Source organism: Agrobacterium sp. DKPNP3 (assembly GCF_052686535.1).
The window spans coordinates 1-14,878 of record NZ_JBQYSN010000110.1; the positions used below are offsets into that span (position 1 = coordinate 1).

Below are 14,878 nucleotides of genomic sequence, written 5' to 3' on the forward strand. Positions count from 1 at the left end.
CGTGGTTGGCAGCAAGGGCAGCAGAGCCACGTGTGGCAAGGGGACGCGAGACGGCGCGGCGCGGAGCGACGGGCGACGCCTGATGGTGGACGCTCCGTGAAGACGAGACCGATCGAGCCGCATCCTCGAACTTGAATTGCCCCAGGAGTTCGAACAGGGCCGCGGCCTCGCGCGCCAGGCTGTGGCTTGCTGCCGTCTGCTCTTCCACCATGGCCGCGTTTTGCTGCGTACCCTGATCGACGGTGTTCACCGCCTGATTGATTTCCACAAGGGCCGTGGACTGTTCACGCGCAGCGTCGACAATCGCCACGACGTTGCCATTGATATCCCGAACCTGCTCGGCAATCTCCTGAAGAGCCGAGCCAGCCTTTGTGACGAGGCTCACGCCGTTCTCCACCTGCGCGCCGGAGGCATTGATCAGGCTCTTGATTTCTTTTGCGGCCGTCGCGGAGCGTTGGGCGAGTTCGCGAACTTCCTGCGCCACGACCGCGAAGCCTTTGCCCGCCTCGCCTGCCCGCGCCGCTTCCACACCGGCATTCAGCGCCAGAAGATTGGTCTGGAAGGCGATTTCATCGATCACGCCGATGATATTGGAAATTTCACGGGAGGATTTTTCGATCTGGTCCATTGCGCTGATGGCGTCGCGCACGACCTGGCCCGAATGTTCGGCATGGTCGCGGGCACGGGCGACGATCTTTCCTGCCGCGTCGGCACGGCGGCTCGAATCATTCACTGCAGTGGTGATCTCTTCCAGTGCGGCCGCCGTTTCCTCGATCGAGGCCGCCTGCTGTTCGGTGCGTCTCGCAAGGTCATCGGCAGCGGACCTGATTTCGTTCGAGCCGGACGAAATGGCGCCAGCATTTTCAGAAACCAGCGTCATCGCCCTTTTCAGCTTTTCAGACGCGGCGTTAAAGTCCGTGCGCAAGCGATCCAAAGAGGGAATGAACGGCTTGTCGATGCTCTGGGCAAGATCGCCCTCGGCCAGATCGGTGAGACATTGCGCCAGCTTTTCGACGTTTTCGACGCGGCCGGTCACGTCGGTCGCGAATTTGACGACCTTGAACACTTTGCCGTTCAGATCGAAGATGGGATTGTACGAGGCCTGAATGAAGACCTTGCGGCCGCCTTTTCCAAGACGCATGAACTCATCCGCCACAAAATTGCCGCCGGCCAGCTTGTCCCAGAACTGTTTATATTGCGGCGACTGGATATAGGCAGGGTCGCAGAACATGGAATGATGCCTGCCCTGCACTTCGGAAAGAGAATAGCCAAGCGCTGCCAGAAAGTTGTCGTTCGCAGTCAGGACTTCACCCTGGGGAGAAAATTCAATGATGGCCTGCGCCCGCGAAAGCGCGTCGATCTTGCCCGCATCTTCCGCCGCCTTCAGCTTGCGGTCGGTAATATCGGTGGCGATCTTGACCACCTTCACCGGCTTGCCACGACGAAACACCGGATTGTAGGACGCCTCGATCCAGACTTCCCGGCCGCCCTTGCCGATGCGCTTATATTGCCGCTGATCAAACTGGCCGGCCGAAAGCTTGGACCAGAAGGCCTTGTAGTCCTGCGAGGACACGACCGCAGGCTCCACGAACATGCTGTGGTGCCTGCCGACGATTTCCGAAAGCTCATAACCGAGCGCCCGACAGAAATTTTCGTTGGCGTTGAGAATTTTTCCCGAAAGGTCGAATTCAATGATGGCCTGGGATTTGGAAAGCGCGGCGAGAACCGCAAAAGCATTGGCACCACGATCAAGAATACTCACGCGCGTTTCTCCGATGGAAAGGGATGATTCCTATTCAAAATCATTCGTGAATATTATGATTACATTCTTAAATAATATTTAAGGATAAAGTTGATGTTCGTCAGCCGGGAGTTGAACATCAAAGGAAAGCCGGCGATTCCGCCACTTGCCTACAAAATTCCCCACGCGGCCTGAAGCCACATGGCCGAAGTCATGGCGGCGCAATACTCGTGTCTGTACTTGAGTTTCGATTCGGAGGCCCGATGCCTCTTGAAATTGCAGAGTTTGACAATGCTTCTGGGGGAAACATGATCGACATTATAGCAGTGCTCTCGGTGTGGGCCTATATCGGCGGATTTTTAGTGCTGACGGCCCGATTGGCCAAACAAACGGGCGAGCCGATCTGGCTTTTCGCCAAAGGCCGTGAACGGCAAGCCATTCCCGCTATGCTTTTCCGTGTCGCCTTTCTTCTCGGCGCGCTTCTGCCGCTTGTCACTCTGTGGCTCGAACCGCAACAGGCCAGCTCGCTTCTGGACCGCCACGATGCCGGCACAGCCATCCGTATCCTCGGGGTGGCAATGGTGCTGGCGGGAGGTTTGCTCGCACTATACGCCCAGCATTACATGGGAAAATCATGGCGCATCGGTGCGGCCGAGGGCCATCTCGGCGCCATCGTGGATGGCGGGCCTTTCAGCTTTTCCAGAAATCCGGTCTTTGTCGGGCAGACTGTGCTGTTTGCCGGTCTGGGGCTGGTGTTCACCTCTGTCCTGCAGCTTTCCGTCGCCATCGCCGTTATCGTCGCGGTGGTGCTGCAGGTCAGTATTGAGGAGCGCGTGCTGACAAAGGAACTCGGTCCGGCCTATGATGCCTATCGCCGCAGGGTAAGGCGCTGGCTTTGACGCAGGACGGCGCAACGTTTTCGGAACGTTTGCACCACAGCCGCATTTCACGCCCGATGGGGAACCGGCAATGGCCGGCGAATTTCCGCGCCGGCACGACGACGATTTCAATTTGGGAGGAGCACACAAATGGAAAAGAACACGATCTGCATCTGGTACGACAAGGACGCCGAGGCTGCCGCCAGATTTTATGCCGAGACATTTCCCGACAGCGCGGTTACCGGGGTCAACCATGCGCCCGGCGATTTTCCTTCCGGTAAGAAGGGCGATGTGCTGACCGTGCAGTTCACGGTCGCCGGCGTTTCCTGCATCGGTCTCAACGGTGGACCGGCCTTCAAACATAGCGAGGCTTTTTCTTTCCAGATTTCAACCGAAGACCAGGAAGAGACCGACCGCTACTGGAACGCCATCGTCGGCAATGGCGGCCAGGAAAGTGCCTGCGGCTGGTGCAAGGACAAATGGGGCGTTTCCTGGCAGATCACACCCCGCGTGCTGATGGAAGCCCTGGCCGCCGGAGGCGCAGAAGCCAAGCGGGCCTTTGACGCCATGATGGAGATGAAAAAGATCGATATCGCCGCCATCGAAGCCGCGCGACGCGGTTGACACGAACCTTTCGGCGGGCAGACCTGTTCCTTGCTGCCCGCCGCGCTCCGGCTGAAAGTGGGATTTATCCCTTCACGCCCGAAGAAATCATGATCGCCTCCGTGACGCGTCTCTGGAAAATGACGTAAGCAATGATCACCGGGAGCGCCGCCAGCATGGCGATGGCCATGAGCCTGGCATAAGCGACGCCAAAGGTGTCGTTGACCTGCGTGATGCCGACCGGGATGGTCATCATGTTTTCCGAGGTGACGACAAGGAAAGGCCAGAAGAAGGCGTTCCAAACCGTGATGAATGTCACGATCGCCATGGCGGTCGTGATGCCCCAGTTGAGCGGCAGATAGACCTTGAACAGAATGGTGTATTCACCGCCGCCATCCAGCACCACAGCCTCTCGCATCTCTTTCGGCACGCTGTCGAAGAACTGCTTGTAGACGATGATGACGATGGGCGTGATCAGCTGCGGCAGGATGATGCCCGCCCAGGTATTGATGAGGTTGAGGTTCTTCATCAGGATGAACTGGGTGACCACAAGCGTCTGCGCCGGCACCATGAAACTCGCCAGCACGATGCCGTAAAGCAGCCGCCTGCCAGGAAAGCGGATCTGCGACAGCGCATAAGCGCACAACATCGAAATCAGCAGGACCGACACGGTAACGATCGCCGCCGTGCCAACGGAGTTGATATACCAGTTCATCAATTTGGTATTGAATATGGCGCTGACATAGGCGCTCAGCCGGAATTCATCCGGGATCAGCGACGTATTGCCCGCGACATTCTCATCCGAACGAATGGAGGTCACGAACGTCCAGTAGAGCGGGAAAATCCAGACCAATGCCGCAGAAAAGGTCAGCACGGTCAGGATAATGTTTTCTATTCTTCTGGTGAGGCTCATGAGTTCCTCCGAATGCGCAGCAGCTGAAACTGGAGAATGGAAACGATCATGATCAGCAGGAACAGCACGGTCGCGACAGCGGAGGCATAACCGCCATTGTTGAGCTGGAAGGCTTCACGATAGACTTTGAGCAGAAGCACGAAGCTGGAGTTGAAGGGTCCGCCGCCGCTGAGCAGATAAATCTGATCGAATATCTTTAATTGCAGGATCAATTGCAGAGTGAGCACGAGAGCCGTCACAGGCCAGAGAAGCGGCCAGGTCACCCGCCAGAAGCGCTGCCAGGTTGTCGCACCATCGAGCGAGGCGGCCTCGTAAAGCTCGGTGGGAATATTGCGCAACCCAGCAATGAACAGCAGCACGTTGAAGCCATTCGTCCACCAGATGGTGACGACGGCGACCATCGGCATGACCCAATACGGGTTCTTGAAGACCGCGACCGGCTTTCCGGCAATCAGCGAAATGACAGGCTGGAGAATGCCGAACTGCAGATCGAGCATCCAAGCCCAGATTTCGGTCACGACCGATACGGGCAGCACATAGGGCAGGAAGAACAGGCTCATGGCGATCGTCTGCTTGACGCCCGAAAGGCGGCTGACGGCGAGCGCTATCATCAGGGCGATGACGGTCGTCGGCACGACGGTCAGAAGCACGAAATAGCCGTTATTCTTCAGCGAGGTTACGAAGAGCTTGTCGCTCAGCAGCTTGGTGTAGTTGGCAAGCCCAACCCAGTTTCCGTCACCGATCAGCGGCGCATCTGTGAAACTCATGCGCACCATTTCAATCAGCGGATAAAGGAAAAAGGTGGCGAAGACCACGATGAACGGCGTCACCATCGACAGCGCGATCAGCGATTTCTTGCGCCGGTTTTCAATCATTGCCATGGACTGTCTCCGGAACTTCACGCATTGCAGGCGCCCCCCGGCCAGAGACCGGAGGGCTGGTATCCTGTCACTTCAGCTTGCTTTGCAGCTCTTCCTTGATCTGCTCCACCGCATCCGCACCGCTCATGAAGCCCTGGATGGCCGGCGCGATGACATTGAGCGCCGCATCATAGGCGGGCGAGGCAACACCGGTGATCGTGGTTTTCGGATCGAATACTGCCGCTTCCGCAAGAGATGCATAGGTCGCATTCGGCTGCATCGCCTTGTAGTCGCTGCCTTCGGTGATGGACTTATAGGCCGGGATATGGCCCGCATCCGCCCAGCTGATGGCATGTTTTTCCATCCAGCCGATCACTTTCATGACGGCGGCGCGCTTCTCACCCGAAACGGTCTTGTCGCCCTGGTTGGGAATGGCAAAGGCGTGTGAATCCGCCCATGTGGCGCGCTTCCCCATGAAGGGCGGAACCTCGACCGCGCTCCATTTGAAGCCCAGCTTGTTGTTCTTTTCCAGATCCTTGTAGGTCGGCACTTCCCAGACGCCGTTCAGCTGGAAGGCGGATTTTCCGGCAGAGAACAGCGCGACGGAAGCTGGATATTCCGCCTGCTCGGGCGCCCAGCCGTTTTCACGCCATTTCGACATGGTGTCGATGGCCTTGGCGGCCTTTTCGGCATTGTCACCGGCAAGCACCTCGCCATTGGTGACGAGTTCACCGCCCTGCTGCGAGAAGAGGGTGTAGAAGACACGCCAGACCCCGGCTTCGCCGCCGGATTGGTAGGTCACCGGCGTCTCAACGCCATTCTCCCTCGCCCAGCCCAGAGCCTTTTCAAAGTCGTCCATCGTTTTGATGCCGGTCAACTTGCCTTCGGCGTCGATATAGGGCGACCCTTTGAGAAGATCGGCATTGTAATAAAGAATAAGCGCGTGAATGTCGAAAGGCACGGCATAGAGCTTGCCGTCATGGGTCGCCGCCTCAAGCGGTGCGCTGAAGAAATCGTCTTTCTTCAGACCGGCATCTTCGAGGTCCTTGTCGGTAATCTCGCTCAGCACCTTTTCCTGCAGCGCCAGCGGCGCACGGGAAAGGTGGTAGGTCATGACATCGGGCCCCTCGCCGACGGCAGAAGCGGTCCGCACCTTGGTGTAGAAGGGCACGCCCCATTCGAGCGTTGTTCCCTTCACCTGGATATCCGGATGTTCCTTGTTGAAGGCATCGATCAGCGCCTTCATGCGCACGCCGTCGCCGCCGGACAGAAAGTCCCACCAGACGATATCCTGTTTGGCCAGCGCCGGCAGGGCGGTCAAACCCAAAACCGTGCCAACAAGCAATGTCTTGATCAGTCGCATCGTTCACTCCTCCCGTTATGTGGAAACACCCCTTGAAGAGGTGGTCTGCTCAGTCGAAAGGCGCCTCCTCGCGCCTATCGCAATCTCCTGCCCTCGCTGTCGAAGACCAGGATGTGCTCAGGCGCCGCGCTAAGCGACACGGACCGGCCATCGAGACTCTCACGCGAGCCCTGCCGCTGCACGATGATTTCCTTGCCCGAGGGCGCGCGGGTGTAGAGATAGGAAACATCGCCCAGCTCCTCCGCCACCTCGACATTGACGGGCAAGGCACCCTCCTGCGTTATCGTCAGATGCTCCGGCCGAACGCCGATTTCGACCCGCTGGCCGGCGGATACAGGCTGTGAAAGCCGTGCTTCCAGATGCTTCTGCCCGCCATCGAGCGAAATCGTCGCGACGCCGTTTCGCTGTTCGACAATCTGCGCCTGCAGGAAGTTCATCGCCGGCGAGCCGATGAAGCCCGCGACGAACCGGTTATCAGGATCGTCATAAAGGGTGAGCGGTGCACCAGCCTGCTGCACCACGCCGCCCTTCAGCACGAAAATCTTGTCAGCCAGCGTCATGGCCTCCACCTGGTCATGCGTGACATAGATCATCGTGGCGCCGAGCTTGCGGTGAAGGCGTGTCAGTTCCAGCCGCATCTGCACGCGCAATTCCGCATCGAGGTTCGAAAGCGGCTCGTCGAAAAGGAACACCTTCGGCTGCCGCACGATCGCGCGGCCAATCGCGACGCGCTGCCGCTGCCCGCCGGAAAGCTGCGAGGGTTTTTTATGCAGATGGTCTTCGAGTTGCAGGATGCGGGCAGCCTCGCCCACCCTCTCATTCACCTCGGCTTTCGGGCGGCGCGCAAGCCGCAGGCTGAAAGCCATGTTCTCAAACACCGACAGATGCGGATAGAGCGCATAGTTCTGGAACACCATGGCCACACCACGATCGGCCGGTTCGACGGCCGTGACATCACGGTCGTCGATGGCGATGCGCCCGCCGCTGGTCTCCTCAAGACCGGCGATCATGCGCAGCAGCGTGGATTTGCCGCAACCGGAAGGCCCGACGAAGACCGCGAAGCTGCCGGTCGGGATTTCCATCGAGACATCCCGGATCGCCGCAAAGGACCCGAAGGACTTGGCTATATTGTTGAGACGGACACCCATGGCCGCCTCACTGAACCTTCAGCCGCAGCACGTGATAGGACAGCGCTGGCACGGAACCTTTCAGCGCTCCGTCTTCGACGCCAACGCCGCTGCCCGGCGTCGGCACAACGCGATCCGGCTGATCCGGCCCGTTGCCGACACGCAGGTCATATCCCGCCATGGCCAGATGCAGGTCGAGTGACGCCGACGAGAACCCGGTGAGGCTGACATCGAGGTCGGCTGCCTCGGTCAAGTGCCGGTTCAACACGAACAGCGTCATCATGCCTTGGGCTTCATCATAAACCCCGGCGACATCGAGATATTTGACGTCATCGGCCGCGTTGCAATCATAGGTCGGGCAATCCACCGCAACATTCAACGCAACACCGCGACCATAAAGCGAGGCGAACTGATAGGGATAATAGATGGTCTGGCGCCAGGCAGGCCCGTTCTTTTCCGCCCGGATGGGGGCGATGACATTGACGAGCTGGGCGATACAGGCGATGCGCACCCGGTCCGAACGGCGGATGAACTCGTTGAGCAGACCGGCGACAAACAGCGCATCCTCGAAGTTGTAAGTTTCCTCCAGAAGTGCAGGCGCTTCGGGCCAGTCCCAGCTCTTGATGCGTTTGCCGTCTTCTTCGCGGATGTGATACCAGACGTTCCATTCGTCGAAGCAGATGGACACATCGTTCTTGGCGCGCTTCTTCGCCTTCACATAATCGATGACGCCTGCAATCGTCTGGATATAGCGCCCGGTTTCCTCGATTTTGCCGAAATAGTTCAGCGTGTCGCGGCTGCTATTGCCGAAATATTTGTGCAGCGAGATGTGATCGACATTCTCGTAGCATTCCTCCAGCACTTCGCGCTCCCATTCGGGATATGTCGGCATGCCGTCATTAGAGCTGCCGCAGACGATCGCTTCAATGGCCGGATCGAAGCCCTTGAAAGCCTTGGCAGTTTCGTTGGCGAGGCGGCCATATTCGACCGCCGTCTTGTGGCCTATCTGCCAGGGGCCGTCCATCTCGTTGCCGAGGCACCACATTTTCACGCCATGCGGCTTTTCGGTGCCGTGGCTGCGGCGCAGGTCACTGAGAGCAGTACCGCCTGGGAAATTCACATATTCAAGGAAGTTGCGGGCGTCATCCAGACCACGGGAGCCAAGATTGACCGCGAGCATCATCTCGATGCCGGCCATCTGCGCCCAGTCGGCAAATTCATTGATGCCGATCTGGTTGGTTTCCTTCGAGCGCCAGGCGAGGTCGAGGCGGATGGGACGCTGATCGCGCGGGCCGATGCCGTCTTCCCAGCGATAGGCAGACACGAAGTTGCCGCCGGGGTAGCGGATGGCTGGAATTTTTAAATCCTGAACAAACTTCAGAACGTCCTTGCGGAAGCCGTTGGCATCCGCCTGCGGATGGCCTGGCTCATAGATCCCGCCATAGATCGCACGCCCCATATGTTCGATGAAGGCGGAATATAGGCGATCGTCGATACGCCCAATCCGGAAATCCCGGTGGACTGAAACCCGCGCTTTCATAGGCTCTCCTCCCTGCGCATTCATATTTCAAAACATGATATAAACCATATTTATCGATATAGTTGCCGAGGGAATTCGCGCCTGTCAACCGCGAAAATCATACTTATGACTTTTGTGAGATTAGCCGGCCGTTCGCAGCCGCAGGATAATGTCCTGATCATAATTGCCGAAACCACGACCGAAGATGTTCAGCCCGCCGGGATGTTTGGCATCGGCCTTGACCTCGATGCGTAGCCGAATGGAGCGGTGGCTGGCGAGATCGATATCCGCAAGCGTGACATCCGAAATGCGGGTTCCGTCGACATAGGTTCCCTGTGCGGTGATGCGCCACGTTTTCAGCATCCCGTATTGGGAGCCGGACAGTTTCCACCAGTCCGGCGTGAAGACGCCCCGCTTGTCGCCAAAGTCCCCTGGCGAGGTCCAGACGCCGATTTCCTTGCCATTGACGGACAGCGTGATATCGGAGGGCCAATTGCTGTGAGTTCCCGGCACCTCGGAACTCACCTCCATCGAAAACTCGATTTCCTCGACTTCACGGCCCTGAATCTTGGCATTATTAGGGAATTGATACTCCACGAAACCCGATGTCAGCCATAGCAGCGCCGTCTTCATCCGGTCTGGATCCATGAAAGTATCAGGGACATCGAGAAGCCCGATAATACCATCGGGCGAGCAAATTCCACAGGGCGCGGTGACAGAACTCTGGGTATAAAGGCCGAGCGGCATGGCGACCGCAATGTAATTTGAGACCACCGGCACCTCGGGTTTCCGGAAGGAAACGATCAATTCGTCGCAGGTGGCAAAGCAGATTTTTTGGCTGCCCTTACGGGCCTTGCGTGTCTCCGTCCGCAACAGCCCCGCGTCTTCGAGCACAGCCACACCGGCGGAAACGGTGGACTGCGGCAGCTCTAATTTTTGAGCGATTTCGTTGACGTTGAGGCCGCTTTGCTCATGCAGCAATTTCAATATCTGTACGCGGATCAGAGACGCAGCCGCCTTCAGAACATCGAACTCTTTTTCAGCATCAACGAGCAGGAAATTGGGCGCCATAGTCTAATCTTCAGATTTATCGATCCAGATCAGAATTTCTGGCTTAAATAACCCGTACTTGTCCAGCCCTCTTTGTCATAATGCCGGCGCAAAGGAAAGAAAGCCTTCCCACGTCGCCAGATATCAAGGGAAAGGCACCGCCATGCGGCTGCGAGACCGCACGGCGGTGCCTTTTCGTCGTCAGCCGCGCTTGCGCAGGGTCCGCGTGCCGGTGTCGACGAGATTTTGCGCTGCTTCATCCACGCTGGCGCGGCCGAAGGCGAGCGAATCGGCGATAGGACGCATCACGCCGCGGTCAAACTCATTGGCGCCGATCGGGGCGGGCTCGGGGTAGGAATCCAACTTACCCGACAGGCTCTCAATGTAATCCACCGTCTTGCGCTCGGTCTCATTGAGCGTCGGCAACAGGGCCTCACGCACCACCTTGGCGGGCGGCACGCCGCGCTCGACGCCGAGCACCTTGCCCGCTTCCAGATCATTGACGAAGAAGTTGATAAATTTCGCCGCCTCTTCCCCATTTGTCGAGGTGGACGAAATCGACCAGATGAGCCCTGGCCGGTAATAATGACCGGTTGGCTTCCCCGGCCCCTCGCCCGGGAGCATACCGATAGAGAGCGTTTGCTTGTTGAGTTTCTGGTAGCCGACAAGCTGGTTGGAATAGGCAAAACCGATGGCTGAATTGCCAAGCGTCAAGGCGTTGGACTCGATGGTATTGTCGTCACGCGTCTGGATATCGGCGGAAACGCAAAGCTTGTTCTCGCGCAGGTCCTCCCAATAGGCGAACCATTCCTTGGCGTCTTCCTTGTTAAAGCCGATGGTGCCGTCCTGGAACAGAAGCTTGCCGCGCTGACGCAGCCAGACATCGAAGACATAATGATAACGCGCGCCATAGGGCACGGCCCAATAGTTGCGTTTTGCCGGGCCGTTCTTCTTGAAATCGCGCGCCAGTTCCGCAAGCGCCTTCCAGGTGATCTGCTCCTTCGGCACAGATACGCCGGCCTCCTTCAGCGTATCGGCGTCATACATCATGCAGAAGGAATTCAGCCCGAGGCCGACGCCGTAAAGCTTGCCGTCGATGCGGCAGAGATCCACCTCGCTTTTGCCGAAGGTAGAAAGATCAAGCGACTTGCCGACGAACTGATCCAGCTCCATGCAGGCGCCTCGACCCGAATAATCGGCAATGGTGGAAGGCTCGAGCTGGAAGATATCGGCAACGTTGCGTCCCGCCATCGACGTCGCAAGCTTGGTCCAGTAATCGGAACCGGCGATCATTTCGCCGCTCACCTCCGTCTGCGGATTGGCCTTCTGGTAAAGAGCAATGACATCGTTGGTGCGCTTGCTGCGATCGGCAGATCCCCACCATACGCAACGGAGGCGCGTGTCTGCTGCGGACGCGCGCAAGCCGCCAGCGGCAACGCCAAGGCCGGCCAGTGCCGCGGTCACCAAAAATCCACGTCTATCGATCATTTGCATCTGCTCCTCCCGCGTTTTGCAAATTTTTCAGATACGGCTTAATTTCTTGCAATTTTTCTTTCGTTGCAATATTTGCATGACAAATGATTTTTTTGCAAGCGCAGGAGACGATATGAACGATACGCCCGACATCAGCCGTCCGCGTCAGTCGGATATCGCCCAACGCGCTGGCGTCTCCATCAGCACTGTCTCGCGCGTTCTGGCTGGCGAAAAAGGAATAAGCGCATCGATCCAGACCAAGGTTCTGGGCGTTGCGGCGGAGCTAGGCTATCCCCTGCGACCGGCGATGAACCAGGCAACCGGTGTGCCGCTGGAAGGCAAGACAATTCTTGCGCTCATGTCCGCGGAAAGGGCAACGGGCGATATCGGCGCTTTTTACCACGACATTTTCGATACGTTGCGAAGCCTTGCGCAGACGGACGGATTCGAACTCGATATCAGGCTTTTACACCAGAAGCAGATTGACGACGCGCTGATCCAGCGGGTTTGCGAGGTGGACGGCCTCCTCGCCATCGGCCTCGATCCTGAGGAGGAGATCATCCACCGCATCACGCAGGGCGTCGTGCAACCGGTTCTGGTCAACAGCGCCGATCCCGCCATGGCCCTCGATTGCGTCTCGCCTTCGAATTTTTACGGGGGTGCGCTGGCAGCGCGAAGGCTACTGGAACTGGGGCATCGCAAGGTCGCCTATATAGGCCCACATCATCGCCACACCATCAGGGAGCGTATGCGCGGCTTCCGACAGACGATTCTTGAGGAAGAGGGAGCGACCTATGAGGAGTTCCTGCTTTCGACGGCGGATAGCGGCTTCGGGCAGGCCGGCAATGCGGTTCGTCAGCTGCTGGCCAAGAACCCTGAGTTGACAGGCCTATTCTGCATGAATGACGCCATTGCCCTTGGTGCGCTGGGCGCAGCGCAGGAGCTTGGCCTCGGCGTGCCCGAGGATCTTTCCATCATCGGTTTCGACGACCTTCCTTTTGCCGAACTCTCCACGCCGCGTCTCAGTACGATCCGGGTCGACCGCCGCGAGATCGCCCGCGAAGCGGTTGACCTGTTGCGGCGGCGTCTGACCGAGCCTTCCGCCAACGCCCGTCAGGTGCAGCTCGGCGTTCATCTTGTCGAGGGGCAAACCGCAGGCAAGGCGAAAGTGACGCGGAAGGCAACACGTGATGCATGACACCATGACCAGACCCGCAATGGCCAGATTTAACCCGCTATACGGTAACCCGCTGAAAAGCCGCGCCGATGTGCGCCGGGCGCTAGATGACAGTTTCGCGCCGCTTCTGCGCTATTTTTCGCCAGGCGGCGCAAGGGTGACGCTGAGCGGCACCGCCGCACATTTCGACCGCGCCGCGGCTGATCTGGAAGGCTTTGCCCGGCCGCTATGGGGCATAGCGCCGCTGGCGATGGGCGGCGATCCACTCGACCATTGGCCGCTTCTGGCACGGGGCATCGCTAATGGCACCGACCCTTCCCACCCTGAGTATTGGGGCGACGTACGCGAAAAAGACCAGCGACTTGTGGAGCTCGCGGCCATCGGATTTGCGCTGCGCCTTGCGCCGCAGCACCTTTGGGAGCCGCTGTCCGCTACACAGAAAGACAATGTGCGCCGCTATCTCCTGGCAGCGCGCGAGCGCCAATACGCCGACAATAACTGGAAGTTTTTTCGCATCATGGTCGACATGGCGCTCGACCATCTCGGTATCGAATTCGACCGCAGCCTGACCGAAACCTTTCAGAAGGAACTCGACGATTTCTATATAGCCGACGGCTGGTATCGCGATGGCAATTACCGCCGCGTCGATCACTATATTGCCTTCGCCATGCATTTCTATGGCCTGATTTATGCGAAACTCAGCAAGCCGGGTGATGCTTATGCCGAACGTTACCGCGAACGCGCCCGCCTTTTCGCTGGCGATTTCGCCCGCTGGTTCGATAACGATGGCGGTACACTGGCTTTTGGTCGCTCCATGACCTACCGTTTTGCCTGCGGCGGTTTCTGGGCCGGCCTTGCCTTTGCCGACGAGGAGGCGCTGCCCTGGGGCGAGATCAAGGGGCTTTGTCTGAGCCATCTGCGCTGGTGGGCGGACAAGCCGATTGCCGATCGCGACGGCGTGCTTTCCATCGGTTACGCCTATCCGCAGCTTACCATGTCGGAAAGCTATAATTCGGCCGGTTCGCCCTATTGGGCCTTCAAGGCTTTTTTGCCGCTCGCCCTGCCAGAAAGCCACCCCTTCTGGCAGGCGGAAGAAAAGCTGCCCGAACCATCCGCAAGCCCTAAGCCGCTTGTTCATCCCGGCATGGTGATGATGCGGACGAAGGGCAATGTCACCGCACTTTCCAGCGGCCAGGAAAACCTCGCCATGCGCGGCGGCCCTGAAAAATATGCCAAATTCGCCTATTCCTCCCGTTATGGTTTCGGCGTCGAAGTGGATGAACGTGGTTTCAAGACCAATGGCTTCGACAATATTCTGGCCTTTTCCGACGACGGCCTGCATTACCGCGTGCGCGAAACCAACGAGAAGGTTCTGCTGGCGGGGGAAAACCTGCGCGCGACATGGAAGCCGTTTGCCGATGTCGCCGTTGAAACCACGCTGGTTGTGGCTGGCGACTGGCATATCCGGCTGCACCGGATCACGTCCGAACGCCCCCTTTCCGTGATCGAAGGCGGTTTTGCAATCAACCGCAACGATGGCGACGGCGATGCCTTGCGCGAAGAGACCGGACGGGCGACGGCCGATTGCAGGACCGATATTTCCGCCATTGTCGATCTTGGTTCGAGCATCACCCGGTACGGCGTCGCGCTGAAAGCGCTTCCCAACACGAACCTCATCAACGCCAAGACCACGGTGCCACAATTGCGGGGTGAGATCCCGGCGGGGGACACTCTGCTTGCCTGCGCCGTCTTTGTCGGTGTCAGCGGGGCAGAAAGCGAGGAGGCACTGGCTTCTGTTCCGCGACTCCCGGACCTCGAAACGCTTGATCGCCTGTTTGCTGATGAGGGAGTTCCGGTCAGCGCCATGGCAGGACTGCCGCAATGACAAGCCCGCTTCCGCGTCTCAGTCTGGCTATGGATACCAAGCGAACACAGCACGTGCTGACTTCGCAGGCATTGACCAAGCTTTCACAGATTGCCGATATACTCGATACTCTTCCGATCCGCGACTTCCACGATCCCGCGGTGCAAGAGCAGCTCGCGCAGACGGATATTCTTCTGACCGGCTGGGGCTGCCCGGAGATCGGGGTAAGGGAGCTCGCTGTGATGCCGCGGCTCAGGCTGATCTCCCATGCTGCCGGCACGGTCAAATATTTCCTGTCGCAAGCGGTGTT

General features: G+C 58.4%; 12 protein-coding genes and 1 pseudogene. 5 read left to right on the plus strand and 8 right to left on the minus strand.

All coding sequences use genetic code 11. The features are described 5' to 3' along the window. A partial coding sequence (locus ACUTJJ_RS21995) for a methyl-accepting chemotaxis protein (RefSeq protein WP_445543416.1) occupies window positions 1-1,762 on the minus strand: 1,762 nt, incomplete at its 3' end. A gap of 287 nt (window positions 1,763-2,049) precedes the next feature. Here ACUTJJ_RS21995 and ACUTJJ_RS22000 point away from each other — a divergent pair. Both ACUTJJ_RS22000 and ACUTJJ_RS22005 read left to right on the plus strand, forming a co-directional pair. Further along, window positions 2,050-2,640: a methyltransferase family protein gene (locus tag ACUTJJ_RS22000; protein ID WP_445543417.1), complete on the plus strand. Its 591-nt coding sequence runs from the start codon at window positions 2,050-2,052 to the stop codon at window positions 2,638-2,640. A 129-nt stretch (window positions 2,641-2,769) separates the two neighbouring features. Next, a complete protein-coding gene (locus tag ACUTJJ_RS22005) occupies window positions 2,770-3,243 on the plus strand; it encodes a VOC family protein (protein ID WP_209089852.1) in 474 nt (157 codons plus the stop codon). A 64-nt stretch (window positions 3,244-3,307) separates the two neighbouring features. Here ACUTJJ_RS22005 and ACUTJJ_RS22010 read toward each other — a convergent pair whose 3' ends face one another. The 7 genes from ACUTJJ_RS22010 to ACUTJJ_RS22040 all read right to left on the minus strand — a co-directional run bounded on the left by ACUTJJ_RS22010 (window position 3,308) and on the right by ACUTJJ_RS22040 (window position 11,548). Beyond that, window positions 3,308-4,135, minus strand: a complete 828-nt coding sequence (locus tag ACUTJJ_RS22010) for a carbohydrate ABC transporter permease (RefSeq protein ID WP_209089854.1) — start codon at window positions 4,133-4,135, stop codon at window positions 3,308-3,310. Further along, complete coding sequence (locus ACUTJJ_RS22015) at window positions 4,132-5,016, minus strand: carbohydrate ABC transporter permease (RefSeq protein WP_063949888.1); 885 nt, start codon at window positions 5,014-5,016, stop codon at window positions 4,132-4,134. The genes ACUTJJ_RS22010 and ACUTJJ_RS22015 overlap by 4 nt, the downstream gene beginning before the upstream one ends. Window positions 5,017-5,083: 67 nt before the next feature. Further along, window positions 5,084-6,358 (minus strand): extracellular solute-binding protein, encoded by a 1,275-nt coding sequence (locus tag ACUTJJ_RS22020; protein ID WP_445543418.1) that lies wholly within the window; start codon window positions 6,356-6,358, stop codon window positions 5,084-5,086. Between the two features lie 74 nt (window positions 6,359-6,432). Further along, window positions 6,433-7,506, minus strand: coding sequence for an ABC transporter ATP-binding protein (locus ACUTJJ_RS22025; protein WP_445543419.1), 1,074 nt, complete (start codon window positions 7,504-7,506; stop codon window positions 6,433-6,435). Window positions 7,507-7,513: 7 nt separating this feature from the next. After that, a complete protein-coding gene (gene arfA / locus ACUTJJ_RS22030) occupies window positions 7,514-9,025 on the minus strand; it encodes an arabinosylfuranosidase ArfA (RefSeq protein WP_445543420.1) in 1,512 nt (503 codons plus the stop codon). 120 nt (window positions 9,026-9,145) lie between these two features. After that, window positions 9,146-10,075 (minus strand): ArsR/SmtB family transcription factor, encoded by a 930-nt coding sequence (locus tag ACUTJJ_RS22035; RefSeq protein ID WP_144577968.1) that lies wholly within the window; start codon window positions 10,073-10,075, stop codon window positions 9,146-9,148. 180 nt (window positions 10,076-10,255) lie between these two features. After that, window positions 10,256-11,548, minus strand: a complete 1,293-nt coding sequence (locus ACUTJJ_RS22040; RefSeq protein ID WP_063949893.1) for an ABC transporter substrate-binding protein — start codon at window positions 11,546-11,548, stop codon at window positions 10,256-10,258. A 112-nt stretch (window positions 11,549-11,660) separates the two neighbouring features. Here ACUTJJ_RS22040 and ACUTJJ_RS22045 point away from each other — a divergent pair, with 112 nt between their 5' ends. The 3 genes and pseudogenes from ACUTJJ_RS22045 to ACUTJJ_RS22055 all read left to right on the plus strand — a co-directional run. Continuing rightward, a complete protein-coding gene (locus ACUTJJ_RS22045) occupies window positions 11,661-12,725 on the plus strand; it encodes a LacI family DNA-binding transcriptional regulator (RefSeq protein WP_445543421.1) in 1,065 nt (354 codons plus the stop codon). Continuing rightward, window positions 12,718-14,589, plus strand: coding sequence for a DUF2264 domain-containing protein (locus ACUTJJ_RS22050; protein WP_445543422.1), 1,872 nt, complete (start codon window positions 12,718-12,720; stop codon window positions 14,587-14,589). Before ACUTJJ_RS22045 ends, ACUTJJ_RS22050 begins: the two co-directional genes overlap by 8 nt. After that, window positions 14,586-14,878, plus strand: a pseudogene (locus ACUTJJ_RS22055) (hydroxyacid dehydrogenase); the annotation flags it as partial. The gene ACUTJJ_RS22050 and the pseudogene ACUTJJ_RS22055, both read left to right, overlap by 4 nt.

What these genes read in the sequence shown, in the direction of transcription:
- ACUTJJ_RS22000 (WP_445543417.1), top strand. Translation starts at nt 2,050, where the DNA reads ATGATCGACATTATAGCAGTGCTCTCGGTGTGGGCCTATATCGGCGGA.
- ACUTJJ_RS22005 (WP_209089852.1), top strand. Translation starts at nt 2,770, where the DNA reads ATGGAAAAGAACACGATCTGCATCTGGTACGACAAGGACGCCGAGGCT.
- ACUTJJ_RS22010 (WP_209089854.1), bottom strand. Translation starts at nt 4,135, where the DNA reads ATGAGCCTCACCAGAAGAATAGAAAACATTATCCTGACCGTGCTGACC.
- ACUTJJ_RS22015 (WP_063949888.1), bottom strand. Translation starts at nt 5,016, where the DNA reads ATGGCAATGATTGAAAACCGGCGCAAGAAATCGCTGATCGCGCTGTCG.
- ACUTJJ_RS22020 (WP_445543418.1), bottom strand. Translation starts at nt 6,358, where the DNA reads ATGCGACTGATCAAGACATTGCTTGTTGGCACGGTTTTGGGTTTGACC.
- ACUTJJ_RS22025 (WP_445543419.1), bottom strand. Translation starts at nt 7,506, where the DNA reads ATGGGTGTCCGTCTCAACAATATAGCCAAGTCCTTCGGGTCCTTTGCG.
- arfA (WP_445543420.1), bottom strand. Translation starts at nt 9,025, where the DNA reads ATGAAAGCGCGGGTTTCAGTCCACCGGGATTTCCGGATTGGGCGTATC.
- ACUTJJ_RS22035 (WP_144577968.1), bottom strand. Translation starts at nt 10,075, where the DNA reads ATGGCGCCCAATTTCCTGCTCGTTGATGCTGAAAAAGAGTTCGATGTT.
- ACUTJJ_RS22040 (WP_063949893.1), bottom strand. Translation starts at nt 11,548, where the DNA reads ATGCAAATGATCGATAGACGTGGATTTTTGGTGACCGCGGCACTGGCC.
- ACUTJJ_RS22045 (WP_445543421.1), top strand. Translation starts at nt 11,661, where the DNA reads ATGAACGATACGCCCGACATCAGCCGTCCGCGTCAGTCGGATATCGCC.
- ACUTJJ_RS22050 (WP_445543422.1), top strand. Translation starts at nt 12,718, where the DNA reads ATGCATGACACCATGACCAGACCCGCAATGGCCAGATTTAACCCGCTA.